28 protein-coding genes and 1 tRNA gene are annotated in these 24,614 nt (G+C 64.2%); 12 read left to right on the top strand and 17 right to left on the bottom strand.

Annotation, left to right across the window (positions count from 1 at the left end):
* Nucleotides 1–6: 6 nt before the first annotated feature.
* The 5 genes from GGR39_RS15990 to GGR39_RS15970 form a co-directional block, all read right to left on the bottom strand.
* A complete protein-coding gene (locus GGR39_RS15990; RefSeq protein ID WP_221226185.1) occupies nt 7–747 on the bottom strand; it encodes a hypothetical protein in 741 nt (246 codons plus the stop codon).
* Between the two features lie 264 nt (nt 748–1,011).
* Nucleotides 1,012–1,356, bottom strand: a complete 345-nt coding sequence (locus tag GGR39_RS15985) for a DUF3768 domain-containing protein (RefSeq protein ID WP_183618610.1) — start codon at nt 1,354–1,356, stop codon at nt 1,012–1,014.
* Nucleotides 1,357–1,465: 109 nt separating this feature from the next.
* Complete coding sequence (locus GGR39_RS15980) at nt 1,466–2,104, bottom strand: hypothetical protein (protein ID WP_221226184.1); 639 nt, start codon at nt 2,102–2,104, stop codon at nt 1,466–1,468.
* Nucleotides 2,105–2,425: 321 nt separating this feature from the next.
* Complete coding sequence (locus tag GGR39_RS15975) at nt 2,426–3,745, bottom strand: tyrosine-type recombinase/integrase (protein WP_343055913.1); 1,320 nt, start codon at nt 3,743–3,745, stop codon at nt 2,426–2,428.
* A gap of 106 nt (nt 3,746–3,851) precedes the next feature.
* Nucleotides 3,852–3,943 (bottom strand) — tRNA-Ser (locus GGR39_RS15970).
* Between the two features lie 215 nt (nt 3,944–4,158).
* On the opposite strand from GGR39_RS15970, the gene GGR39_RS15965 reads away from it, so the two are divergent.
* A complete protein-coding gene (locus GGR39_RS15965; RefSeq protein ID WP_183618607.1) occupies nt 4,159–5,025 on the top strand; it encodes a DUF1134 domain-containing protein in 867 nt (288 codons plus the stop codon).
* 67 nt (nt 5,026–5,092) lie between these two features.
* Here the strand turns inward: GGR39_RS15965 and GGR39_RS15960 are convergent, their stop codons facing one another.
* Entirely contained in the window at nt 5,093–5,596 is a 504-nt protein-coding gene (locus GGR39_RS15960) for a hypothetical protein (RefSeq protein WP_183618605.1), read from the bottom strand.
* Nucleotides 5,597–5,779: 183 nt separating this feature from the next.
* Between GGR39_RS15960 and GGR39_RS15955 the strand changes: the two genes are divergently transcribed.
* Nucleotides 5,780–6,958: an amino acid aminotransferase gene (locus tag GGR39_RS15955; protein WP_183618603.1), complete on the top strand. Its 1,179-nt coding sequence runs from the start codon at nt 5,780–5,782 to the stop codon at nt 6,956–6,958.
* Nucleotides 6,959–7,005: 47 nt separating this feature from the next.
* Here the strand turns inward: GGR39_RS15955 and GGR39_RS15950 are convergent, their stop codons facing one another.
* The 6 genes from GGR39_RS15950 to GGR39_RS15925 form a co-directional block, all read right to left on the bottom strand.
* Nucleotides 7,006–7,623, bottom strand: a complete 618-nt coding sequence (locus tag GGR39_RS15950; protein WP_183618601.1) for a riboflavin synthase — start codon at nt 7,621–7,623, stop codon at nt 7,006–7,008.
* Between the two features lie 9 nt (nt 7,624–7,632).
* Nucleotides 7,633–8,601 (bottom strand): bifunctional diaminohydroxyphosphoribosylaminopyrimidine deaminase/5-amino-6-(5-phosphoribosylamino)uracil reductase RibD, encoded by a 969-nt coding sequence (ribD, locus tag GGR39_RS15945; protein WP_183618646.1) that lies wholly within the window; start codon nt 8,599–8,601, stop codon nt 7,633–7,635.
* A gap of 4 nt (nt 8,602–8,605) precedes the next feature.
* On the bottom strand, nt 8,606–9,097 hold the full coding sequence (locus GGR39_RS15940) for a hypothetical protein (RefSeq protein WP_246388883.1): 492 nt from the start codon (nt 9,095–9,097) through the stop codon (nt 8,606–8,608).
* A gap of 104 nt (nt 9,098–9,201) precedes the next feature.
* Nucleotides 9,202–9,927: a M48 family metallopeptidase gene (locus GGR39_RS15935; RefSeq protein ID WP_183618599.1), complete on the bottom strand. Its 726-nt coding sequence runs from the start codon at nt 9,925–9,927 to the stop codon at nt 9,202–9,204.
* Nucleotides 9,928–9,961: 34 nt separating this feature from the next.
* Complete coding sequence (locus tag GGR39_RS15930; RefSeq protein WP_183618598.1) at nt 9,962–10,465, bottom strand: YcgN family cysteine cluster protein; 504 nt, start codon at nt 10,463–10,465, stop codon at nt 9,962–9,964.
* Nucleotides 10,453–11,073: an SCO family protein gene (locus GGR39_RS15925; RefSeq protein WP_183618597.1), complete on the bottom strand. Its 621-nt coding sequence runs from the start codon at nt 11,071–11,073 to the stop codon at nt 10,453–10,455. The genes GGR39_RS15930 and GGR39_RS15925 overlap by 13 nt, the downstream gene beginning before the upstream one ends.
* A gap of 82 nt (nt 11,074–11,155) precedes the next feature.
* On the opposite strand from GGR39_RS15925, the gene GGR39_RS15920 reads away from it, so the two are divergent.
* From GGR39_RS15920 to ssb, 5 genes are all read left to right on the top strand, one after another.
* Nucleotides 11,156–11,794, top strand: coding sequence for an ankyrin repeat domain-containing protein (locus GGR39_RS15920; RefSeq protein WP_343055912.1), 639 nt, complete (start codon nt 11,156–11,158; stop codon nt 11,792–11,794).
* Between the two features lies 1 nt (nt 11,795).
* On the top strand, nt 11,796–12,488 hold the full coding sequence (locus tag GGR39_RS15915) for a COQ9 family protein (protein ID WP_246388881.1): 693 nt from the start codon (nt 11,796–11,798) through the stop codon (nt 12,486–12,488).
* A 69-nt stretch (nt 12,489–12,557) separates the two neighbouring features.
* On the top strand, nt 12,558–12,797 hold the full coding sequence (locus GGR39_RS15910; protein ID WP_183618596.1) for a FeoA family protein: 240 nt from the start codon (nt 12,558–12,560) through the stop codon (nt 12,795–12,797).
* A 10-nt stretch (nt 12,798–12,807) separates the two neighbouring features.
* Nucleotides 12,808–14,652: a FeoB small GTPase domain-containing protein gene (gene feoB / locus GGR39_RS15905; RefSeq protein ID WP_183618595.1), complete on the top strand. Its 1,845-nt coding sequence runs from the start codon at nt 12,808–12,810 to the stop codon at nt 14,650–14,652.
* Nucleotides 14,653–14,761: 109 nt separating this feature from the next.
* Nucleotides 14,762–15,340, top strand: a complete 579-nt coding sequence (gene ssb, locus GGR39_RS15900) for a single-stranded DNA-binding protein (protein ID WP_183618594.1) — start codon at nt 14,762–14,764, stop codon at nt 15,338–15,340.
* Between the two features lie 50 nt (nt 15,341–15,390).
* On the opposite strand, the gene GGR39_RS15895 is transcribed toward ssb, so the two are convergent.
* Both GGR39_RS15895 and GGR39_RS15890 read right to left on the bottom strand, forming a co-directional pair.
* Nucleotides 15,391–15,900, bottom strand: coding sequence for a YceD family protein (locus GGR39_RS15895; protein WP_183618592.1), 510 nt, complete (start codon nt 15,898–15,900; stop codon nt 15,391–15,393).
* A complete protein-coding gene (locus GGR39_RS15890) occupies nt 15,897–16,418 on the bottom strand; it encodes a ubiquinol-cytochrome C chaperone family protein (protein WP_183618590.1) in 522 nt (173 codons plus the stop codon). Before GGR39_RS15890 ends, GGR39_RS15895 begins: the two co-directional genes overlap by 4 nt.
* Before the next feature lie 203 nt (nt 16,419–16,621).
* Between GGR39_RS15890 and GGR39_RS15885 the strand changes: the two genes are divergently transcribed.
* From GGR39_RS15885 to GGR39_RS15865, 5 genes are all read left to right on the top strand, one after another.
* On the top strand, nt 16,622–17,116 hold the full coding sequence (locus tag GGR39_RS15885) for an outer membrane protein assembly factor BamE (RefSeq protein WP_058736583.1): 495 nt from the start codon (nt 16,622–16,624) through the stop codon (nt 17,114–17,116).
* A gap of 46 nt (nt 17,117–17,162) precedes the next feature.
* Nucleotides 17,163–17,723, top strand: a complete 561-nt coding sequence (gene hslV / locus GGR39_RS15880; RefSeq protein WP_058736582.1) for an ATP-dependent protease subunit HslV — start codon at nt 17,163–17,165, stop codon at nt 17,721–17,723.
* A 117-nt stretch (nt 17,724–17,840) separates the two neighbouring features.
* Nucleotides 17,841–19,142: an ATP-dependent protease ATPase subunit HslU gene (gene hslU, locus GGR39_RS15875; RefSeq protein ID WP_183618588.1), complete on the top strand. Its 1,302-nt coding sequence runs from the start codon at nt 17,841–17,843 to the stop codon at nt 19,140–19,142.
* A 54-nt stretch (nt 19,143–19,196) separates the two neighbouring features.
* On the top strand, nt 19,197–19,598 hold the full coding sequence (locus GGR39_RS15870) for a GFA family protein (protein WP_183618586.1): 402 nt from the start codon (nt 19,197–19,199) through the stop codon (nt 19,596–19,598).
* 4 nt (nt 19,599–19,602) lie between these two features.
* Nucleotides 19,603–19,803 (top strand): DUF1737 domain-containing protein, encoded by a 201-nt coding sequence (locus GGR39_RS15865; RefSeq protein ID WP_183618584.1) that lies wholly within the window; start codon nt 19,603–19,605, stop codon nt 19,801–19,803.
* Between the two features lie 146 nt (nt 19,804–19,949).
* On the opposite strand, the gene GGR39_RS15860 is transcribed toward GGR39_RS15865, so the two are convergent.
* Genes GGR39_RS15860 through GGR39_RS15850 form a run of 3 tightly spaced genes read right to left on the bottom strand, consistent with a single transcriptional unit; the run spans nt 19,950 to nt 24,347 of the window.
* On the bottom strand, nt 19,950–21,770 hold the full coding sequence (locus GGR39_RS15860) for an ABCB family ABC transporter ATP-binding protein/permease (RefSeq protein WP_183618582.1): 1,821 nt from the start codon (nt 21,768–21,770) through the stop codon (nt 19,950–19,952).
* 55 nt (nt 21,771–21,825) lie between these two features.
* Nucleotides 21,826–23,337, bottom strand: a complete 1,512-nt coding sequence (locus GGR39_RS15855) for an oligosaccharide flippase family protein (RefSeq protein ID WP_183618580.1) — start codon at nt 23,335–23,337, stop codon at nt 21,826–21,828.
* On the bottom strand, nt 23,334–24,347 hold the full coding sequence (locus GGR39_RS15850) for a glycosyltransferase (RefSeq protein ID WP_183618578.1): 1,014 nt from the start codon (nt 24,345–24,347) through the stop codon (nt 23,334–23,336). The genes GGR39_RS15855 and GGR39_RS15850 overlap by 4 nt, the downstream gene beginning before the upstream one ends.
* Nucleotides 24,348–24,614: the final 267 nt, after the last annotated feature.

Raw genomic sequence — 24,614 nt, 5'->3', positions numbered from 1 at the left:
CGCGCATCACAGCACGCACACATGGTAACGGGTGCCATCGATCGTGACTCTGCCTGAGCCGTCCGGGTTCACCTTGAACCGCTTGTCTGCGATGTCATGGTGGCGGTCCGTTGCCACATTGCCTTGGATCAGGTCGTGGCCGAGCAGTTCTCCCGCAGCGCGATCGAACGTGAAGAATCCGACGATGCCGGTATCACTCTTGTCAGGCAGCCAGCTGAAGTAGGTGTACATGTCGGCGTGTTCGGGCGGGAGCGAACGCCCTCCGAAGTTCATCAACGAGTTGCCCGTTGATGAGCTACAGAACTCGCCTGGCTTCCCTTCTCCATCGATCAATGCGAAGCCGATGGTGCTAGGCTTTCCCGTGACCGCCTGCGACCAATCGCTGAGCATCTGCTTTGCGTCGCCATCGCCAGCCCCCGCTTGCTGGTCACTCTGATTGGCAGACGTGCCGCCCTCATCAGCAGAGCCAGATTCACTTCCAGGCGCTGGAACCAAAGCGACGAAGATAAGCAGTAAGGCCATGAAGCCTAGGACGACAACGATAACGCGCCACAATCCCCTGAAGAACAGGCCTATGCTGCCCTGCCTGGGTGCTACGGTGGGCTGGTGGCCGCGCGTGCCGCTGGCTTGGCTAGCGGAGCTTTTGACTTCTTGCGCTGATCGATGTGAAGGCTTTGCGACGTGAAGGTTACCGCCGTGATTGGGCACTTCTTCCCACTCGGCGTCTACAATATCATCCCCGGCCATCAGCGTGCCCTCCATCATTCATGGAGGCACCCGGCCTAAGCCGGGCGTTCAGAACCCCGCGCACGCACAAGGCGCCGACGCCTTTAGGCGTTGCCCTGGACATGCGCGACGGCCACCCGGCCGAGAAGCTCGACCAGTGCGTACGACAAGAGGTTCTGAAGCCTCCCCTGCGGGACAGACCGCAGGTAGAACGCGTATGCTGTTTTGGTGGCTGGCGATCAAGGGCTTGCGCCACACGATTGTGTTTCATGGTGCGTGTTACCTTTACCAGTCGCATGCCAGCATCACAGTGAGCACACGCTGGGTCACATCAGGGTTGGCGGGATCGTCCGAGCCGAAGGTCAGGTCCTTGTCGTAGTAGTCGATCTTGAAAAGCAGATCCTCGCCGAACAGCGTCAGGTCGCCAAAGTCCCGCTCGCCGTGCGGATCGTTGTCGGCGTCGAAGCCGTCGTAGCTGGCGAGCGCTGCCGCCAGGGCGCTGGCGTTGAACCTGGACACCTTGCGCAGCGTATCGGTGATAACGATGCTGCCGCCGGTTCCGGTCTGACGAAGTTGATCGTTCAAGCGGGCGATTGTCATCGCCCGAGGCAATTCGGTTGTGTCGGTCATGATGGGTGATCCTTGGCACTCGCCTTCGACGCCGTGGTGCACGGGGGAGGGGAGCAATGCGGATGGAGAACTGAAACCAGGCCTGGATCGACCGGCCTAGTGCGAGCGATTACTTTCGCTTGGCGGCGGCCCGGACCTGTTCGAGCAGCTTGTCGAGTTCAGGCTTCGCAGCCAGCGCCAGTGCCGCTGCCTTGCCGATCGGCTGGATCGCCTTGCTCAGGTCGTTTTGTTCAAAGCCTGCGGCCATGATCTCGGCCGGGATGTCGAATGGCACGTACAAGACCCCTTGGTCGTCGTCTCGCTTGAACCCAGCCTTCTTCAAACCTGCAATCGCCTTTTCGTCCTGCAGAAGTCCTTCGGCGAAGTCTTGGAGGCCCCGGCGAAACTTGACGGCGATGCACAGCTGTGTCGGAGCTGCCTTGAGCGCTGCGGCCAACCAGGAGTGCTCGTAGCCATCCGGGTCGGCCGAGAGTTCGCCGAGTTCCAGCCGCATGTCGCCGGTGCCGACACCCTTGGTCATCTTCCATTCGGGGCAGACGATCCGAGTCGACCATTCGACTTCGCTACACTCCCACGGTGCCTGGGCCACCTGGCTGATGGCGAGGAAGGCTTCGTGCATCAGCCGCTCACTCAGCGGCCAGGCGCTGTGGAAGAAGTCCGCTTCGATCTGGCCAAGGTTGCGGATGATGCGGCCGGCCAGTTGACCGTCGATCAGCTTCGCCGCGGCCATTCGATGTTCGTGATCCAAGTTCGTATCCTTCGCGTGTTGGAGGCCGAGAAGGGCCTCCATCGGCGCGAAGCCGATCTTGCAATGAGTGCTGGCTTGGTGCGCCGAACTGCCGACGCGGTCACCTGCATTCTCTCGACCGGATACTATCCGGCACCCCACCTGACGCTCTTTGTGGATTGCGCTTGAGTCCTAGCTCATTCAATCGGAGCAGAGGCTGCGCAGAATCTGTTTTAACGTAAATAACGCTTTTCGTCAAAACTGACATATTTCTGCGCGTCTACAACTGAAATGAGAACAAACCACGGAAGCTTACATTAGGACGCGATTTGTGGTGATTCGCTATCCTTTTTCTGTATCCTTTTCTTGGAAGCAGTACTTAGCCCACTCAGTCATGAGATCGCGACGCTTCTCGAGCGCTCGCCCACGGCGATAGGCGCGTTCTACCGAGGACGCGACAGTGTGGGCCAGTGCCATTTCTATCACTTCGCGTTCGAACGAGGTCTCCTCGCCAGCCCAATCGCGGAAGGTGGAGCGGAACCCGTGAACGGTGATGCCGGTCTGCTGCATTCGCTTGATGACTGCGGAGAGCGTCATGTCCGAAAGAGACCCACTCCTCTGGGCTGGAAACACAAAGTGGTGCGGCTGGACCTTATCGTTCTTCAAGTCGTTCAGGATGGCCATTGCTCGATCACTAAGCGGCACCTCGTGCGTCGCACCGGCCTTCATGCGTGACGCTGGCACGGTCCAGAGCCGCTCTTCCAGGTTCACCTCAGCCCACGTCATTCCTCGCGTCTCGCCAGAACGCGCCGCTGTGAGGATCGTAAACTCAAGCGCTCGCGCCGCCATTCCTGAACGCTGGCGCAAGCCGGTGATGAACTCGGCCACCTGCTTGAACGGCAGCGCCGGATGATGTCGCACCGTCTTGGTGCTCTTCGGCAGCAACAGCTCCAGGTGACCACGACCACGAGCGGGGTTTTCACCCTCGCGCAGTCCCTTGACCCTGGCGGCATCAAGCACACGCTCGATGCGGCCGCGTAGCCTGGAAGCCGTTTCACGTTTAGTCAGCCAAATGGGCTCTAGAACCGCGACGATCTGTTCGGTGGTCACCTCTGCGATCGGCACCTCTAACAGCGGTTTGGCATGGGTCTTCAGGGTGCTGCGCCATTGCGCGCGATGCTTTGGGCTGCGGAAGCCGTCCTCAATGCTGTCGAGCAGTTCCATAGCGAACGCACCGAACGTCACGACGGGCTTGTCGTCAGCCGGCTTCGCCTCTTCCTTGCTTTTCAGACGTTCGACACGAGGGTCTATTCCTTCCAGCAGCATCTCTCGGATTTCGGCGGCACGCTGCCGAGCTTTCGCGAGGGGCACGTCCAGCGCCGAACCAAGCCCCATCTCGATTCGCTTGCCGGGGCCTGTCTTCTTGATCCTGAATTCGCCCTTGGGCTTGAGCGTGCCGATGAAGATCCATGATCGACCGCTCGGACGGATGCGCAGGTAGAGGCCGCCCCCATCGCCATAGAGGCCTGGCTTCTTCTCCGACTGAACCCGCCGATCTGAAAGTTTGTTACGCGCGTGCGAGGGCATGATTTCGGCTGTTAGCAGGCGATCAGCAGTCCCGCCAGCCATAAATTTGGGCGCAAAGTTTGCACGGCTTTCCACGATCTGTGGCGAACGCTGGTGAACGCAAAATCTATGTAAAAGCGCGGCTAACCGCCACTTTCCAGCGTTCGTAGTAGTTCGCGATGGTGTGCTGGAAAGTGGCCGCTGGCGGAGACGCCGGGATTCGAACCCGGGGTGCCCCCTTAAGGGCACGACGGTTTAGCAAACCGCTGGTTTCAGCCACTCACCCACGTCTCCGGATGCGGCCTTGAGGGCGCGGCTATAGCGAGGGGTTTGGCAAGGAGCAAGGGGGTGCGCAGGCTTGTTTGAGATGATCTTTGCATGCGGCTAAACGGCGGCTTCAGTTCGCCTCGGCGCAAAATCGCCTTGGGGGCACACCGTTCATTGCTGGATAAGGCCGGATGCGCTCTAAGTCTGAGATTGGGTCCAGGTATCGGGAGCGCGGGGCGATCATGAATTTACGCAAGATGCGGTCGCATATGGCGGCGGCCATCGTGGTGATGGGGCTGGGAGGCACGTTGCTGGCGGCTCCCGTCGCGGCGCAAGTGCGCTCCGTGGACCCGGACGTCGCGATCGACGGTGACTTGTCGCCTGGCCAGAACACCCCCGCCCGATCGGCACCTGTATCTCCGGCAGCGCGAGATCGCGGCAGTTCGACCGATATCTATGGTGGGAACGGAACGCCGGTAGATACCGGCCCCTCGTCATCGTCGACATCCTATCCGGCTTCCACGTCCGTCTCCGATGCGTCGCGCGCGCCGGCGGCCACTCCGTCCAATTCGGTGGACGACTGGAACCCGCAATCGATCGGCACCGAGGCGACCGCGCCGCAGGGCACGACATATCGCAAGGATGACTTGATCGGCGCGGCCGAGGGCGTGTTCGGCAAAGGCGCGCAGGGCCTGGCCAGCATGATTGAAGACTTGCTGCGCAAGCAGGGCGAGCCCAACGCCTATATCGTCGGGCGCGAGGGCTCCGGCGCGATCGGCGTGGGCCTGCGTTATGGCTCGGGTACGCTTCATCACAAGGTGGAGGGCACTCGCGCGGTCTATTGGACCGGGCCGTCGATTGGCTTCGATGCGGGCTTGAACGCATCCAACGCCTTCGTGCTGGTCTACAATCTCTACGATACGGAAGAGCTGTATAAGCGCTTCCCGGCGGGTGAGGGGCAGGCCTACCTCGTTGGCGGTTTCAATATCAGCTATCTGCGCCGTGGCGACGTGGTGCTGATCCCGGTACGGATGGGCGCCGGACTGCGCCTGGGCGTCAATGCGGGATACATGAAGTTCACGCACAACCAGAAATGGCTGCCATTCTGAACGCGGCTCGGCCGCGCGGGGGTGATTCCGCGCGGCCGTCCGGTCATCGAATTGGGCACGACAGGTTTTAGTCGCCCTCTGCCGCGTTGCCCGATGCGCTGGCACTCGCATTGGCGCCCGCAGCGAGTTGCAGGCTGGAGCGCGGCACTGCCGTCATCACCTGGTTCACCTTCCCGGCGCTCTTGGCGTAAAGCTGGGAGACCGGGATGTTGTATACCTTGCTGCCGTCCACCACGATCGCGGTATCGCCCTGCACCTTCTGGACGGTGCCCACGGAGCGGTTCTCGCTATCGCGGACGGCCAGCCCGGTGGAGAGATCGGTGGTGTTCGCCACGCGCAATTGCGCATGGTCGATCCGGCGCTGCACCGCGTTGTTCGCGCGGTTGACGGCATGGCCGACATGATCGGTGGTGTGTTGCACGGCCGACGCCGGGTCCACGGTGGTGTTGACTGCCGCGCCCACATTGGCGCCGACATTCGCGGTAGAGCCAACGACGCCGCCCAGTTGCGCGAAGGCGGGCGCCGCAATGAGAGCGGTGCCGATAAGCGGAATAGCGATGATCTTACGCATGGTGATCTCTCTTCCCTTGATAATTCTTGGTGGACGATCCCGTTGGGCGAACGTCCGCAGTCTAAGTAGGATCACGGGTCTGAGCCATTCGTGTATAAGATGTTCATCGTAGGTCGAGGCAGCGGGCTTGTCGTGGATCGGGGCTCTTGCAGGGCGGCGATGTGCGAAGTAACGGGGCGCACCATGCTTACCAACTTGCATCAACAGCCCGCCGATGCGCTTCTGGCGCTCATCAAGCTCCACAACGCGGACCCGCGTGCCGACAAGATTGATCTCGGCGTCGGCGTGTACCGGACTGGGGAGGGCGATACCCCCGTGTTCGGCGCGATCAAGGCGGCGGAGCGCAAGCTGGTGGAAGAGCAGGACTCCAAGGCGTATCTCGGCCCTGAGGGCGATATGGGCTTTGTGGAAGCTTTGATGCCCTACGTGTTCGGCAAGGAATCGCCTGACATGGGCGGCCGGATCGAAGGTATGCAGACCCCGGGTGGCACGGGTTCGTTGCGCATCGCATTGGCGGTGGCGAAGCGGGCTGGCATCCGCCGCGTGATCGTGGGTGTTCCCAGCTGGCCCAACCACGCGCAGATCTGCGCAGACCTTGGTCTGGATGTGGTGGAGTTCAATCACGCGACCCAGGCCGGCCATACCGACATGGACGCGCTGCGCGGCGCGCTGGCCAATGTGGTAGAGGGTGATGCGATCCTGCTGCATGGCTGCTGTCACAATCCCACCGGCATCGATTACTCCCACGCCGAATGGGACGAGATCGCGCAGCTGCTGTCGCAAAACAAGGTGCTGCCGATCCTCGACCTTGCCTATCAGGGCCTGGGCAACGGCATGGAAGAAGACGCCTATGGCTTGCGCCGTGTCCTGGTGGCGGTGCCCGAGGCGCTGATCAGCTACTCGTGCGACAAGAACTTCGGCCTGTACCGCGATCGCGTTGGTGCGCTTTATGTCATGGCGGCGGCGGGCGAAGATCTTCCGCGCATGATGTCGAATGCCCATTCCCTGGCACGCGCCAACTGGTCGCAGCCGCCAGATCACGGCGCGGCTGCGGTCCGCCTGATTCTGGAGGATGAAGGCCTGACCGCGCAGTGGCTGGACGAACTGGACCAGATGCGGGACCGCATGCGCCAGGTTCGCGCTACTTTGGCCGCAGCAGGCAAGGCGGGCGCGGTGGACCTGACGGCGTTCGGCGGACAGAACGGGTTGTTCTCGATCGTGCCGATCAGCAAGGAACAGGTGCTGGAGATGCGGGAGAAGCACGGCATCTATATGGCCGGTTCCGGCCGTATCAACGTGGCGGGTCTGACGATGGGCAACATCGACAAGTTCGTTGCCGCCGTGGCCGAAGTCACCGCCTGAACAAAACACCGGCGGCCTACTCGGTAAGGTCGCCGGGTCTTGGTGCCTCAGCCTTTGAGGCTTTGCATCCGCTTGAGATAGCGGGCGAGGACGTCGATCTCTAGATTGACCTTGTCGCCCTGCTGCAGCGTGCCCAGCGTCGTCACGTCCGCAGTGTGCGGAATGATGTTGACCGCGAAATGGCAGGTGCCGTCAGGCTGGTCGGTCACGTCGTTGACGGTCAGCGATACGCCATCGATGGTGATCGAGCCTTTCGGGGCCAGGTAGGGCGCAAGATCGGCGGCAATAGCAAAGCCGATGCGCCGCGAATCGCCTTCGGGACATACGCTCAGCACTTCGCCCACGCCGTCCACGTGGCCGGTGACGATGTGGCCGCCCAGTTCGTCGCCCAGCTTCAGTGCCGGTTCGAGATTGAGCGTGGTGCCTTCGTGCCACCGACCCGGGACTGTGCGGGAAACCGATTCGCCCGAGATATCGACCGCGAACCAGGCGTCACCCGCCGCGCCGCCCTTTTCCACAACGGTCAGGCACACGCCGGAGCAGGCGATCGATGCGCCGATCGCGATCTCGGCAGGATCGAACGGGCACGCGATGACGGCGCGCAAGTCGCCCGCCTGCTTCGCTTCGCGGATGGAGCCCAGGGCGGTGATGATACCGGTAAACATGACGCTGCCTTAGCGCTGCCGCACGTAGAGTTCCAGCGTGTCCGGGCCGAGCGTACGCCGATCCTGCAGATGCCATCGGTCATGGGCCTGCCCCAGCGAGGCCAGGCCGATATCACCGATCGCCGCCTTGCCGCCGCCCACCACGATCGGCGCGCGATAGAGCAACAGGCGATCGACCAGATCCGCCTTGAGAAAGGCCGCTGCAGTCAAGGTCCCGCCTTCCACGAACAGATACTGCACCCCGGCCATGTCCCGAATCGCTTCGGGCGAGGCGATGGTCTGCCAGCCGGCGGGCGCGGTCTGGCGCGTCAGCACCCAGCGATCGGGGCTGCGGCTTTCCAGGCCAAGCAGCCGTACATCGAGGCGCGGTTCGTCGGCTCGCAGGGTGCCGCCACCCACGAGGATCGCATCGGTCCTGGCGCGCATGGCGTGGGTATGGGCGCGAGCTTGATCGCCGGTGATCCACTGGCTTTCCCCACCGGCCAGCGCGATGCAGCCGTCCAGCGAAGTTGCCAGCTTCAGCGTCACTTCCGGTCGGCCGTGTCGTGCGCGGATCAGGTAGCCGGAAAGGCTCTCGGCGCAGGCGGGGGAGGGCAGAAGTTCGCAGACGATCCCGGCATCGGCGATGCGGGCGATGCCCTGGCCTGCCGTACGTGGATCGGGATCGCCGCAGCCGACGACGACACGGGCGAGGCCGGAGCTGCAGACAAGATCGGCACAGGCCGGGCCGCGGTCGGAGCGGTGCGCGCAAGGTTCCAGCGTGACGTAAAGAGTCGCCCCCTGCGTTTGCTCGCCAGCCTGGGCAAGCGCAACGGCCTCGGCATGGGGGCGGCCGCCTGCCTGCGTCCATCCGCTGGCGATGACCTTGCCGTCGCGAACTATGATGGCCCCGACACCGGGATTGGGGCGACTGAGCGGTCGGGCGCGTGCGGCAAGGCCGGCAGCGGCGGCCAGCCAGCGCTGATCGATGCTCGTCACGGCGCTATTGCGCGGCAGCGGTGGTTGGTTCGGCCTTGGCCTGCAGCGCGGCGTTCGCTTCGGCGCGGCGCTTGCGGATCGCCTCAAGCTCGGCCTTCTGCTCGGCCGCGTTCTGAGCGTCGGCATCGCGGGCGATCTTGTCGACATCCATGCCAGACCAGCGCCCCAGTTCCTTGTAGAGATTGCGCACATCGGCGTCGCGCCGCGCTTGCTCCAGCGCCATCGCCTCCTTGCGCTTCTGATTGGCGATGTTGGAGGCCATGATCTCCGCATCGGTGCGATGCTCGGGCAGGACCGTGATGTAGGTGACCTTGGGCGGCAGGTGCGGGGCGCTGCCCTCCTGCTGGTACATCACGTAGAACACCCCGAACGTGCACGCCCCGGCGATGATCGCGAAGCGCCAGCGGTGCCGGCCCGCCTGCTTCCACACTTCGCGGAAATCGGCGATCATGCCGGTGGGATTGACGTCTCGCCACATCCCGGATCGTTTGAACATTGCCATCTGCGCAAGATAGGGCATCGCGCCGCCGGGCGCCAGTCAGCCGACGGGCTGACACAGCAAGCGCCCCTCAGCCGAAGGGTTGGTAGAGCGAGCGGCCCTCAGCCGAAGGGCTGGTAGAGTGAGCGGCCCTCTCGCTTGAGCCAATCGTTGGCGAGGGCCACGTCACCTTCGAACAGCGCGGCCAGGCAAGCGTGGAACGCGGGCGAATGATCGAAGTGGACGAGGTGGGCCACCTCGTGCGCCACCACGGACCGGCGCACGAAATCCGGTGCCATGATCAGCCGCCAGTTGATCCGGATCGCGCCGTTCGCCGCGCAACTGCCCCAGCGCCGCTGCGCGCGGGAGAGCGCCAGGACAGGCGGGGCGCGATTGGCGCGGGCGCAATAATGGGCGAGGTCTTCCGTCAGCAGCGCTTTCGCTTCGGCCTCCAACCAGCGCCGTATCCGCGCCGGAAGCGAAGCCTCTTCGCCGCCGACAAGGATTTCGCCGTCGCGAACCAGAGGCCGCCGCGCCGCTTTCGGGTCATGGCGGATCGTCAGCGCCTGGCCGCGAACCGCAATGGCGGAGCCGGGCTGCCAGGCGCAGGCGGGGGGCAGGGCATTCAGCTGACGCTCGATCCAGGCGTGGCGCGATTCGGCGAAGGCCAGCGCTTCCGCCGTTCGCCCCCAGCGTGGGATCGAGATGCGCACCTCCGAGCCATCCGGGGCCAGCCGCATCGTCATCCGCCGGGCCCGCTCCAACCGCCGCACCACGATCGGCACGGCGCGACCCGAAACCTCCACCGTCGGCACGGCGCGGGGATCGCGGCGCAACCAGTCCAGCATCAGCAGCGATCCCGCATCAGGGCCGACCGGCCCATCAGGTGACGTCCCAGGGATTGCTTTCGGCCTCGATCTCCCAGCCTTCCATGTCGGCCGGCCAGATGATGTGCTGCTCCAGCGGACCCGCCACCGTCTCACTCACCACGCGGCCCACCACGGATACGCCCGCGCGCTTTACGGCCTCATGATAGCCGGAGATCAGATAGTGCCACCCCGGCAGCGGCTCGCCGTCGGCGCGAAGGCGATAGGCGCAGGTGTCGGGCAGCCATTCCAGCGAGCCGGCGTTGCGGATCGTCAGCCGGGTGCAATCGGGCACGATGCGCTTGCGGTTCGGATAGTCCGAGCAGCGCGCGGTCTTCAGGTCCAGCAGCTTGCACGCCACGTTGGTGTGGTAGATTTCACCGGTGTCGGCATCCTCCACCTTGTGCAGGCAGCATTGGCCGCATCCATCGCACAAGGCTTCCCATTCGGTCTTGTTCAGCGACTCGAGGGGGCGCTCCCAGAACCGATCCCTGGCATCGCCTGCGCTCAGTTCACCCATTTGCTCAATTCTGCCGAGACCGCCTCGCCACCCTTGTCCACCGGCAGCATGGCGATCGGTTTGCCATCGGGGTCCATGAGGTAGGCGATGCGGCTATGATCCATCAGGTATCCGCCCTCGGTCTTCTCACCCTTGCTGTAATACGCCGCGAAGGCCTTGGCCGCCATGGCTACTTGCTCCGGCGTGCCGGTCAGGCCGACCAGCTGGGGTGAGAATGCCGCGGTCCACTGGCCGACGACTTGCGGCGTATCACGCTCCGGATCGATGGTGATGAAGATCGGCTGGACCTTGGCCGCGCGTTCCGGACTGGCTTTCTGAAAGGCGGCGAAGCCCTTCATCAACTGCTGCATGTCCAGCGGGCAGGCGTCCGGGCAAAAGGTATAGCCAAAGTAGACGATGCGATACTTGCCCTTGAAACTATCCCACGTCACGGTCTTGCCGTCCTTGTTCACCAGCGTGAACGGGCCGCCGATCGCCGCGCCTTCCAGCGGCGGGCGCTGCGCCTGCTGGACCGAGCCGCCACCCGAATCGCAAGCGCTGAGCGCCAGGGGGGCCAGAAGGAGGGCGAGGGTGCGGAAGCAGCGAACGATCATGGCGCGCCGGTTCATGCTCTGCTAAATGCTACGGCGCAAGGGCAGCGAGGCGGCATGTCTCATCCGGACATGCGAAAAGATGCGAAGGAACAACGAAGTGGCGATTTTCCGCGGAGAGCGTGCAGGGTCAAGATTGCGAACGGCGCTGCTCTCCATGGCGATGCTGGGCGCTGTCGTGGCTGTGCCCGCGCAGGCGCAATTCTCCGAGGGATACAAGTTCCTCGAGGCGGTGAAGAAGAAAGAGGGCGAAAAGGTGGAGAGCGCGCTTTCCACGCCCGGCTCTACCATCATCAACACCCGCGATGTCACCACCGGCGAAACGGCGCTGCACATCGTCACCAATCGCCGTGACCTTACCTGGCTGCAATTCCTGCTGGCCAAGGGTGCGAATGTGAACGGACGTGACGGCCAGGGCCGCTCTGCGCTGCAACTCGCCACCAACCTGGGATGGCGCGATGGCGTGGCGATGTTGCTGGAGGCGCGGGCCAATACCGAAGTCGCCAACGATGCCGGTGAGACGCCGCTGATCGCCGCCGTGCATCGCCACGATGTGGAAATGACCAAGCTGCTGCTGCGCGCCGGGGCGAACCCGGATCGGGCTGACAACTCCGGGCGTTCCGCGCGGGACTATGCGGCGCTGGAAGGCGCGAACGATCCGGTGCTCGCCGCGATCAAGACCGATACCAAGCCGGGCGCCAGCCGATCCAGCAAGCCCACTTACGGGCCTTCGCTCTGACATGGGCTCTGTGACCAACACGTATCTCGCGCAAATGGCGAGCGACGACGATACCTCGCTGGACGATCTGCGCGTGCGGCTGGCGCCGCTGGTGGCAGAGGCCGCCGTGTTCGATGGATGGAGCGAGGCTGCGGTTCATGCAGCCGCCGAGCAGTCGGGTGTCGATACCGATGTCGCGGACTTTGCCTTTCGCGACGGTGCGATGGCGATGATCGCCGCGTGGACGGCCTGGGTAGACCGGGGGATGGCCGAAGCACTGCCGGCGCAGGACCTGGCGGCGATGCCCATTCGGGAGCGCATACGCAGCTTGGTCCTTGCGCGGCTGGACGCGATCGCCGGGCAGGAGGAAGCCCTGTCGCGCGCGATGGCGATCATGGCCATGCCGCAAAATGCGGCGCGCGCGATCAAGCTGGGTTGGCACAGCGCGGATGCGATGTGGCGGCTCGCCGGTGATACCGCCACCGACTACAATCATTATACCAAACGCACGATCCTGGCGGGCGTCTATGCCGCCACGCTGGCGGTGTTCGCCGACGACAGGAGCGAGGGGAAGGCCGATACACGCGCTTTCCTGGATCGCCGGATCGCGGGCATCATGCGGTTTGAAAAGGCCAAGGCGCAGCTCCTTCGCCCGGCCGATCAGCGTTTCAGCATGGCGCGGTTCCTGGGGCGGTTGCGCTATCCGGCCTCATAGGGTGGGCGGCAACATTTAGTTATTGCGAACCAGTTGCAATATTCGCTGCGATCTGGCAGCGGACCTTGGATGACTCTCGATCTCCTCCCTGCTGGTCAGAGTGCGCGAATCGTATCGGTCGATTGGTCGCGCTTGGTTGACGAAGAAGCCCGCCGCCTGCGCGCGCTGGGCGTTGACGATGGCGCGCGAGTGAAAGTCAGCCACAAAGGCGTGTTCGGCGGGGCGGATCCGATTGCGCTGGCGGTAGGGCGCATGACGGTCGCGCTGCGCCGGGCACATGCCGCGGCGATGGAAGTCGAAATCCTGTGAGCCAGATCCTGTGAGCAAACCGCGCAAGATCGCCTTGGTCGGCAATCCCAACGCCGGGAAAAGCGCGCTTTTTAATGCCTTGACCGGCGCGCGCCAGAAGATCGCAAATTATCCCGGCGTCACGGTGGAGCGCAAGTCCGGGCGGCTGGTGCTGCCATCGGGTGAGCCGGTGGAGATGACCGATCTGCCGGGTTCCTACTCGCTCGATCCCACCAGCCCGGATGAGGCGGTGACGGCCAAGGTCATCCGCGGTGAATTCGTCGGCGAAAGCGCGCCCGATGTGCTGGTGGTGGTGCTGGACGCCTCCAACCTGGAACAGCATCTGGTCTTCGCGCAGGAAATCATCGCGCTGGGCAAGCCCACGGTCGTGGCGCTCAACATGGTGGACCTGGCTGAGCGCGACGGACTGGTCATCGATCCGATGGCGCTGGAGCAGGCGCTGGGCATCAAGGTCGTGCCGACCGTCGCCGTGCGGCGGCGGGGTCTGACCGAATTGGCCGAGGCCGTCGCGGCGGCGGAAATGCGGCATCCCGGGCCGGGCCTGACCGACCTGACGATGACCGAACGGCGAGTGGCCGCGCATGCCATGGCCGATGCGGCGATCCTTTCCGAATCCAAGCGCCATCGGCTGCACGCGCGGTTGGACAGAGTGTTGCTGCATCCCTGGATGGGCCCGATAATCCTGTTCGCGTTCCTGTTCGTGATGTTCCAGGCCGTGTTCGCCTGGGCCACTCCGTTCGCCGATGCGCTGGAAGCGGGCGTCGCGCTGCTGACCGACGGCGTGAAAGGCATCGTGCCGCCAAGTCTTGCGCGTGATCTGTTGACCGAAGGCGTGCTGGCGGGCGTCGGCTCCGTCGTGGTGTTCCTGCCGCAGATCGTGATCCTGTTCTTCTTCATCCTGGTGATGGAGGCTTCGGGCTACATGGCCCGCGCGGCCTTCTTGATGGACCGGATGATGGCGGGCGTGGGCCTTTCGGGCCGCAGCTTCATCCCGCTGCTCTCCAGCTTCGCTTGCGCGATCCCCGGCATCATGGCGACCCGCAGCATCACAGATCCCAAGGACCGGCTGACGACGATCCTGATCGCGCCGCTGATGACCTGCTCGGCGCGGCTGCCGGTGTATGCCGTGATCATCGCCGCCTTTATTCCGCAGCGCTCCGTGGGGGGCGGCATCGGCTTGCAAGGCCTGGTATTGTTCGCGCTCTATGTCGCGGGCATCGTCGGCGCGATGGCGGTGGCGCTGGTACTGCGTCGCTCCGTCACCAAGGGCGCGGCCAGCGGCTTCATCATGGAACTGCCCAAGTATCAGCTGCCCGCCGCGAAGGACCTTCTGATCGGCCTGTGGCAGCGCGCTTGGATCTTCCTGCGCCGGGCGGGCACGATCATCTTCATGGTCACGGTAGTGCTTTGGCTGCTGCTGAACTTTCCCCGCGCAGGGCGGGGTGAGAATCAGGTCGACGTGTCCATCGCGGGGCGGATCGCCAGCGGATTGTCCGTGGTGGTGGAGCCTATCGGCTTCAATCGGGACATGGCGCTGGCGCTGATCCCGGCGATGGCGGCGCGTGAAGTGGCGGTCAGTTCGCTGGCGACGACGTATGCCGTCGCCGCCACGGATGACGAGAACGCACAGGCCATGGCGCTGGGCGATCAATTGAAGGCGAAATGGACCTTGCCCATGGCGCTGGCGTTCCTGGCCTGGTTCGTCTTCGCGCCGCAATGCATGTCCACGATCGCTGTGACCCGGCGCGAGACCAACGGCTGGAAATGGCCGCTGTTCATGATGGGCTACTTGTTCGGCCTGGCCTACATCGCCGCCGGCGCCACCTACTGGATCGCGGTGGAAGCGGGGCTTTAGGCCCGAGGCGAAAGTGGGGCGGTTGTCGAAAACCGTCCGCGCGGACTCGCATCGCAACCCTTCGTTGCGCTAACCGGTTCGCCAATCTTTACACGAAAGTGATTCCCGCATGGCAGGTAGCGTCAACAAGGTCATTCTGGTCGGCAATCTAGGCGCCGATCCGGAGGTGAAGTCGTTCCAGAACGGCGGGCGCATCGCCAACTTGCGCATCGCCACGTCCGAGAACTGGAAGGACAAGACCAGCGGTGAGCGCAAGGAGCGCACAGAGTGGCACTCCGTCGTGCTGAATTCCGATGGTCTGGTCGGTGTGGCCGAACGGTTCCTGCGCAAAGGCAGCAAGGTTTACATCGAAGGCCAGCTTCGCACTCGCAAGTGGCAGGATCAGTCGGGCAATGACCGCTATACCACCGAGATCTCGGTCGGCGGCATGGGCGGCGTGCTGACCATGCTGGACGGCGCCCAGGGCGGCGGCGGCGGTGGTGGTTCGCGCGGTGGCGGGGACTGGGGTGGCGGCGGTGGCCGCTCGTCCGGTGGCGGCAACGACGATTGGGGCGGTGGTTCCTCGCGCGGCGGCGCAAGCTCCGGCGGCGGTTCTTCTTCGGGCGGTGGCGATTGGGGCCGCACAGGTGGTTCGTCCGGCTCGTCGGGCGGCTTCGGCGACGATCTGGACGACGATATCCCGTTCTGAGCCTTTTCGAAACTGCGTCGCCCCGGCCCAAACCTGGGCGACGAAAATTCTTAGAGCTTCAGTCCCTTCAGCGCGGCGAAGGGATTCTCCGTCTCGCCGTTCAGTTCGGGCCGCTTGCGTGCTTCTTCCGCTTCAGGGCCGGTCAGGAACGGGTCGATCGCCAGGGCGACCGTCTGCGCCACCGCCTCGCCCAGGTTGAAGTGGCTGCCGGTATATTCGATCTCGTCACAATCCTCGGCCGAGAGCTCGATCTCCTCGTCCGGCGCATAAGTCCGGGCTTCTGGCACGAACCGCACCGCCATTTCCTCACGGAGGGATACCGGCAAATCCTCGGCCGACACGGCGCAGGACTGCACGATGTCAGCGCGAACGGTGCCGCGGGCCTCTACCACCCGATCCTTGCGATGCAGTTCAATATCAGCCGCCAGGCTGTCGATCCGCACGATCCCGAACCGTAGAGCCAAGGCCGCGCGCTCGGCCTCGGTCGCTTCGAGATGGGCGATCTTGCCCTCACACTGGCGGACATCAAGTTCGCGGGAAAACTCCGGCTGCGGGGTCATCGCGCGATCCTGGCGGCAAGCAGATCTTCGTTGCTGGTGGCATCCAACTGGAGCGAGAGTGTGACCACTGCCTGGGCCATGCCGGGCAAATCGGCGCCTTCCACCAGCGTCACGTTGCGCTCCAGCACCGGCACCAATGCGGCTTGCGGATCGGGAGAGGCCAGCGCATCGCGCAACGCGCCCATTCGCCCGCCCAGGGTGCTGACCAGCTTGCCCATGCGCTTGCCCACCACAAGATCGCCGACGCCGGACTGGCGCAACTGCCCGTCCATATCCTCGACGAAGACCTCGGTGATCCGGGCGGACAATATCTTGAGATGCTCGTCCCGCTCCATCCGCAGCATCACCAGCGAAAGCACCAGCGTCACCGCGTCGAACCGACCGGGAACGGTATCGGCCACGCCGTACTGCGCATACCACGCCTTCTCCCGCGCGATCTCCACCGTGCGGTGCCACAAGGGGCGCACCGGGGCGCGGTCATCGGAATTGCGGCCCAGCAGGCGATCGAGGATAGACACGAGAGAGGGCGGCCTTTCTGGCTAAAACGGCGGTGGCGTTCACCGCCAATTCAATCGGGCGAGCGCAACGGCCATTGCGCAGTCGAGTGCGTGACCGTAAGGCTCGAACCCGAGTGACTGGCCGAACGTCTCGGTCGATATATGGGTGGTGGGCCTGCTGGCAATGGTCAGCGCGCTGCCGCTGCGGACTGGAGTGGGAATAAATGCGCAGCTTCGGGCATAAGGCCTGGCTCTCCGTGGCCTCTCTGGGCCTGCTTGCGGCGGTGAGCGGTTGCAGCTCCATCACCGATCACCGCGGCTACATCATCGACCAGGCGCTGGTCGATGCGGTGCAGCCCGGGATCGACAATCGCCAGTCGGTGGAAAAGACGCTTGGCCACCCCACCTTCGCCAGCCAGTTCGGCCCGCAGGACTGGTATTATATCTCCCAGACCGTGAAGACCCCGCCGTTCCGCCGTCCGCGCACTGCGGAGCAGACCGTCTATCGCCTGCGTTTTGACGGTACCGGAAACCTGGCCGCGATCGACAAACGCGGGATGGAGCAGGTGGCGCGCATCAGTCCCGAGGGTGCAAAGACGCCTACTCTGGGCCGCAAGCGCGGCTTGCTGGAGGATCTGTTCGGCAACGTCGGCGCAGTCGGCGCGGCGGGCGTGGGCGGCACCAGCCAGGCTCCGACCACCGGTCCGAACGGAAGCTGATCGACCTTGCATTGAACCTGGCGTCGGGGCGCATATATCCCGCGCCATGGACAATAGCGGGGCGAGCCACGGCCTGATCCAGTGGCACGGAACAACCATCATCGGGGTGAAGAAAGACGGCAAGACCGTCATCGCCGGCGATGGCCAGGTTTCCATGGGCAACACGGTCATGAAGCCGAATGCGCGCAAGGTGCGCCGGATCGGCAAAGGCGAGAAGGTCATCGCCGGATTCGCCGGCGCGACGGCCGATGCCTTCACCTTGTTCGAGCGGCTGGAAAAGAAGCTGGAGCAATACTCCGGCCAGCTGACCCGCGCCGCCGTGGAACTCGCCAAGGACTGGCGCACCGACAAATATCTGCGCAACCTCGAAGCGCTGATGATCGTCGCCGACGAGACGACGCTGCTGGTGCTGACCGGCAATGGCGATGTGCTGGAACCTGAGGCCGGGATCGCGGCGATCGGCTCAGGCGGGAACTATGCACTGGCGGCGGCCAAGGCGATCGAACTGTACGAAGCCGATGCCGAGGTGATCGCCCGCAAGGCTATGCAGGTCGCGGCTGACATCTGCGTCTTCACCAACGACCGCGTCACGGTGGAAATCGTCTGATCTCATCTCCCCTCCCGCTTGCGGGAGGGGTCGGGGGAGGGCGTGTCGAAGGCCGCTCACCCCTCTACAAGCCCTCCCCCAGCCCCTCCCGCAAGCGGGAGGGGAGAAGGACACGAAATGAACTCTTCCCTCACCCCCAAGGCCATCGTCGCCGCGCTCGACGCTCATATCGTCGGTCAGACCGAGGCCAAGAAGGCCGTCGCCGTCGCGCTGCGTAACCGGTGGCGTCGCCAGCGCCTGCCCGCAGACCTGCGTGACGAGGTGACGCCCAAAAACATTCTGATGATCGGCCCCACGGGCTGCGGCAAGACCGAGATCAGCCGCCGTCTGGCCAAACTGGCGGACGCGCCTTTCGTGAAGGTGGAAGCCACCAAGTTCACCGAAGTCGGCTATGTCGGGCGGGATGTGGAACAGATCGCGCGCGATCTGGTAGAGGAAGCGATCCGCCTGGAGAAAGAGCGCCGCCGCGAATCGGTGCGCGAGGCGGCGAGCAAGGCGGCGATGGAGCGTCTGCTTAACGCGCTAGTGGGTGAGGGTGCGTCGGAAGCCACACGTGCCGCGTTCCAGCAACGCGTGGTCGAGAACGCGATGAACGACACTGAGGTCGAGATCGAGGTGGAGGACGCGCCAGCCGGCCCGATGGAGATTCCCGGGATGAACGGCTCGGTCGGCATGATCAACCTGGGCGACATCATGGGCAAGGCGTTCGGCCAGAACAATCTGAAGCGCCGCAAGATGAAGGTGCCCGCCGCCTGGGACAAGCTGGTCGACGAGGAGTCGGACAAACGACTGGATCAGGACGACGTCAACCGCACCGCGCTGGCCAACGCCGAGACGAACGGCATCGTCTTCCTGGACGAGATCGACAAGATCGCCGTGTCGGACGTGCGCGGTGGCTCGGTCAGCCGCGAGGGGGTGCAGCGTGACCTGCTGCCACTGATCGAGGGCACGACGGTGGCCACCAAGTACGGCCCGATGAAGACCGACCACGTGCTGTTCATCGCCAGCGGCGCGTTCCACGTCGCCAAGCCCAGCGACATGCTGCCCGAACTGCAAGGCCGCCTGCCGATCCGCGTCGAGCTGAAGGCGCTGACCGAGGAGGACTTCGTGCGCATCCTGTCCGAGACGCGCGCGAACCTGGTGGCGCAGTACAAGGCGCTGCTGGAAACCGAACAGGTGACGGTGGAGATCACGCCGGATGCCATTGCCGAGGTCGCCAAGATCGCCGCCCAGGTAAACGAAAGCGTCGAGAATATTGGTGCGCGGCGCCTGCAGACGATCATGGAAAAGCTGCTGGAGGAACTGAGCTTCGAGGCCGAGGACCGCCAGGGCGAGACGGTGATGATCGATGCGGCTTATGTGCGCGAGCGCTTGACCGAGCTGGCTGGTGATACGGATCTGTCGAAGTATATCCTGTGAGCTCCTCCCCGCGCCGGGGAGGAACTGCTAAGCTGACCTTGAAGGAGACCAGCCATGCCACTCGAGGGTGGATGCCAATGCAAGCAGGTTCGCTACAGGGTGGAGGGCAAGCCGGAACATTCCGCGTTCTGCCACTGCACCGATTGCCGCGCCTCGTCCGGCGCGCCGGTCATGGTCTGGTCGGCGTTTCCGGCTGAACGCTTCAGCGTGATCGCGGGGGAGGCCACGGTTTACAGCAGTAACGGCGTGTCGATGCGCCACTTCTGTCCCACGTGCGGTACCGGCTTGTGGTACACCAATGAGGCGGCCTTGCCTGGCCTGGTCGATATCCAGACCGTCACGCTCGACAACCCCGAAGCGCTGCCGCCTGACGCACATATCCAGGCGGCCGAGGAGCTGGGCTGGATGAAGACAGCGCACGATCTACCTCATTTCGAGCGCTATCCCGGAGCCTGATGCGATGTCCATTCCACCCGATGACCGCCCCGTCTATCGCCTGCTGACCGGCAAGGACGACCGCGCCTTCTGCGAGCGCGTATCCGAAGCGCTGGCGCAAGGCTGGCGGCTCTACGGCTCACCTACCCTGGCGTGGGATACGGCGGAGAACTGCATGAAGGCGGCGCAGGCGGTGGTCTGGAAGGATGCCGAGGCGGTGAAGTAGGCGTTGCCGGGCCGTACTCTTTCGAGCGTACGAGAAGCCTTACATCCGTTCGTGTCGAGCGAAGTCGAGACACGCTGCCAAAAGCGTGAGGGTGTCTCGACTTCGCTCGACACGAACGGGAGAGACGCGACGCTTGCGGTGCGACCTTACTCCGCCGCTTCCTCGAACTCTTCTTGCTCTGCCGCCTGACGCGCCCACATCTCGGCATAGAGGCCGTCGCGGCGTAGCAGGTCGAGATGGCTGCCGCTTTCCGCGAGTTGCCCGTCCTGCAGCACCAGGATCTTGTCGGCATCGGCGATCGTCGACAGCCGGTGCGCGATCGACAAGCTGGTGCGATGTTCCGAGACGCGGTGCAGCGTGGCCAGGATGTCCTGCTCGGTCCGCGTGTCCAGCGCGCTGGTGGCTTCGTCGAGCAGCAGGATCGGCGGGTTCTTCACCAGGGTGCGCGCGATCGCGACGCGTTGCTTTTCACCGCCCGAGAGCTTGAGGCCGCGCTCACCCACTTCGGTGTCGAATCCTTGGGGCAGGCGCTCGATCAGAGGCATCAGGGCCGCATCCCGCGCCGCCGCTTCGACATCGGCTTGCGTGGCATCGGCGCGGCCATAGGCGATATTGTAGCCGATGGTCTCGTTGAAAAGCACCGAATCCTGCGGCACGATACCCAGCGCTGCGCGCAAGGACGTCTGGGTGATCTGGGCGATATCCTGCCCGTCAATCAGGATGCGGCCGGACCACGGATCGTAGAAGCGAAACAGCAGCCGCGCGATGGTGGACTTGCCCGCGCCGGATGGCCCGACGATGGCGATATTCTGGCCGGCGGGCACTTCGAAAGAGAGACCCTGCAGGATCGTGCGGTCCTTTTCGTAACCGAACAGAACATTGTCGAAGACGACCGAGGGCCGGTTGATCACCAAAGCCGGGGCGCCCGGCCGATCGGCCACTTCCTGCCGCTCATCCAGCAGGCGGAACATCTCCGCCATGTCGATCAGGCCCTGGCGGATGGTGCGATAGACCATGCCCAGCAGATCGAGCGGGCGGAACAACTGCGCCAGATAAGTCTGCACGAAAACCAGCTGGCCCGCGCTATAGCGACCCTGCCACCAGCCATAGACGGTCCACGCCATCGCGCCGGCCATCAGCAGGTTCACAACCAGCCCTTGCGCGATGTTGAGCAGGCCCAGCGAGTTCTCGCTCTTGACCGCCGCATGCGCATATTCGGTGGTGGCCTTGGCGTAGCGGGCTTCCTCGCGAGCTTCGGCGCCGAAGTATTTCACCGTCTCGTAATTCAGCAGCGAATCGACGGCGTGAGCCAGCGCCCTGCCGTCCAGCCGGTTCATCTTTTCGCGCAGCGCCGTGCGCCATTCGGTGATCGCGCGCGTCACCCAGATGTATGCGACCACGGCCACGGAGGTGGCGATCACCAGCGGCCACCCGAAATTCAGGTAGAAGATCACGCCCACGACCAGCAGCTGAAGCACGGTGGGCGCGATGTTGAACAGCATGAAGTAGAGCATCGTGTCGATGCTCTTGGTGCCGCGCTCGATCACTTTGGTGACTTCGCCGGTGCGCCGCGCCAAGTGGAAGCGCAATGACAAGCGATGGAGCTGGGCGAAGACGTTCTCCGCCAGCGAGCGTGTCGCATCCTGCCCCACGCGCTCGAACACGATGTTGCGCAGGTTGTCGAACCCGACCCCGGTGAAGCGCACCGCGGCATAAGCGAGCACCGTCAGCATGACGAGGGTCAGCGCCTTGGGCCCGGTGGCGCCCATCGCGTCGACCGCCCACTTCAGCAGGTATGGCAACACCAGCTGCGAGGCGGTGGAGGCGAGGATCAGCACCACCGCCACCACGATCCGCAGCCGCAAAGCACGATTGTCTCGCGGCCACAGATAGGGGAGGAAGCGTGCAAGCGTCTTCCAGCCATCGTGGCGGGCGTTCGGATCTCTGACGGCGGTATCTGGTGGCATCGCTGCGCTATGTAGGCGCGCAAAGGCCTAAGGCAAAGCGCGTTGCCCGGATTCCTTACGCCAGCTTCACCTTGAGGCGATGGAGCAGCGGTTCGACGGCATGCCGGGCCGTGGCGACAAGATCATCGCGCGCAGGATGGCGAAGCGCGAAAATCGCCAGCAGCCAGCTCGCTCCGGCGCCCAGCGCGGCTAGCACCAGTCCGGCAAAGCCCAGCGTCTGCGGCGTGCGCCACATATGCACCGCGTAGAACGCAGGCAGCGCCGTGATCAGCGCCACCCCGGCACTGCTTAGGTAAATCCGGCGCATCACCGCCCAGCGGAAGCCAACCATGCCATGCAGCCACCCGGCATAGATCGCGATCCAGCCCAGGCCCCAGACCACGCGGGCGGCAGCGGCGCCTTCCACGCTCATCGCCGCGCCCACCGCCAGCGTCACGATCGAAAGCGCGGTGTCGGCCAGGTTGAACCAGAGAAGTTGCTTCAGCCGGCCCAGCAGGATGGGCAAGTCCATGTGCAGCGGCAGCGCGACGAAGCAGCACTCGGCCAGCGCGACATAGGCCAGCAGCGGTGCGGCGCGTGACCAGCCTTCGCCATAGAGCAGCAGGATGACGGGCTCTGACAGGACCGCCAGCAGCACCATCGCTGGCCACACGATCGCGCCATGCGCGGCGACGACACGCTCGTAGTAAGGGCCCAGTTCCCGCCCCTCGTCTCGCAGGCGGGCGAACGTCGGGTAATAGATCGCGCTCACCGCCCCGGCGACGAGGTAATGCAGTTGGGAGGCCAGCGCGACTCCCCGGCTGAACAGGCCCGCAGCAGCCATGCCCTGCATCCGCCCGACGATCAGGTCCGGCGTGCGCATTCCCAAGCCGCCCGAAAGGTAAAGCAGTGCGCTGCCAGACCCGAAGCCCACGATCTCCCGAAACCGTGCCGACTGAACTTTCGTCGACAACGGGGTGGGCTGCCACGCCTGCGCGGCGATAGCCCGGAGGGCAGCTTGCGCGATCATCGCCCACGCCAGCGATTCTGCTGAGATACCCAGCGCCGCAAGGCTCAAGGCGCACGCGCTGTTGGCTACGGCCCCGACGCAGTTGATGGTGAAAGTGGCGCGAAAATCCAGTCGCCTGGACAAAAGCGCGATCGGCACCACGCTCCACGGATTGAGCAGGTAGGACGCGGCGATCAGCGCCAGGATCCCGAACAGGCGCGGCTCGTGATAGAAGCGCGCCACGGGCCAAGCCAGCGCTAGGATTAGTCCGGCGACGATAAATGAGAACAGCACGGCGATCACGGTGCAGTGCCGCACGGTGTCGCTGTCCGCGGTCGGGTGGCGCCCGATATAGCGGGTCAGGCCGAAATCCTGGATGATCGAAAGGATCATCGCTGCCGCCAAGGCGACGGAAAACAGGCCGATCTCCTCAGGCTTCAGGAAGAAGCGCGAGATGACGACCGAGGTGACGAACTGCAGCACGAACAGGCAATACTGGCTCGCCGCTGCCCACAAGGCGGCGGAGCGGACGCTGCCGGTGCCGCGACTGGATCCCTCTGCAGGCTCCGTTTCGCTCATACCGCCAGCGTCGTCGCCAGCGTGGCGGCAAGCCGCGCCGCCCGGACCGGTTCGCCAAAACGCAGCAGCCGCACCACCGTGCGCCACATACCATCGCGTCGACCGCCATCTCGCAAGTGTTGAACCAGAAGGTCGAACCCGTCCTCACGCATGGCCTGCACGGAATAGAGCAAGCCGAGCGCCACTTGCTCACGCACCTGGCGAGTCACACCGCTCCGGCCGAACAGGGCGTCGAGTTGGTCGATGGGCGGGAGGCGCTGCAATCGGGCCGTGGGATCGCGGCGGCCAGCTTGCCGCTCCTCCCAGGCCAGCTGCGCGATCGCGGTGCCATATTGCTGTTCGGTGGAGTGGCGCGCAGAAACCTGTCCGTCGTAACGGCGATAGCGCAACAGCCGCTCCGGAATGTTGGCCAGCTTGGTCACGCTGGCGAGGCGCAGCCAAAGGTCATAGTCCTCGCAGTGGCGGAACGCCGCATGATAGCCGCCGACGGCACGAACCACGTCGCGCCGATACATTGCCGCCGGATGGCAGATCACCTGCTGTCCCTCGGCGATCGTGGCCAGCACTTCGTCGTGAGTCAGGGGATGATCGGCACCGGTACGGAACATCGGCTCGCCATGTTCGCCCATATCCTCACTCCACGATCCGACGACGCCGTGGTCGGGATGATCCGATAGGAAAGCCAACTGTCTCTCGAAGCGATGAGGGCGGCAGATATCGTCCGCGTCCATCCGGGCGATGATCGGAGCGCGGGCCTTCCCGATCATCTCGTTCAAGCTGGTAACCAGACCACGATTCTCCCGGATGATCGGCTTGATGCGCGGATCGGTCCGCTCATAGCACTTCAGAATCTCGGCGGTCGCGTCGCTGGAGCCATCGTCCAGGATCAGGAATTCGAAGTCGGTGAAGCTTTGCCCCAGCACGCTTTCGATCGCGGCGCCCAGGAATCGCTCGCCGTTATAGACGCTCATCGCGACGGTGAGGGCGGGAAGGGCTGCCGGATCGGCCATGTCGTTGCGTCTGTTCCACTTTTCGGCCGGTTTGAAGCCGGCGGCGACCTGCCTTCTTGTTAGAGAAGGGCGGTAAAGAAAGGGTGATGGCTTGGGCTGGTCAGGCCTCGACCTCTCCGTGGAGGCTCAAAACTGGCTGAATCCCGTCATTTTTCCGCGGTTTGGCCCTGAGATGAAACTTTTTTGAAATTGGTGTTTGACCGACTCGTTATCGTTGCCTATACGGCGTTTCACCGGACGGGACGTTGCTTTCAACGGCATGTTTAG

It is taken from the genome of Novosphingobium fluoreni (assembly GCF_014196615.1).
In the GTDB taxonomy this organism is placed as follows: domain Bacteria; phylum Pseudomonadota; class Alphaproteobacteria; order Sphingomonadales; family Sphingomonadaceae; genus Novosphingobium; species Novosphingobium fluoreni.
This window is presented reverse-complemented; position numbering and strand designations above follow the sequence as displayed.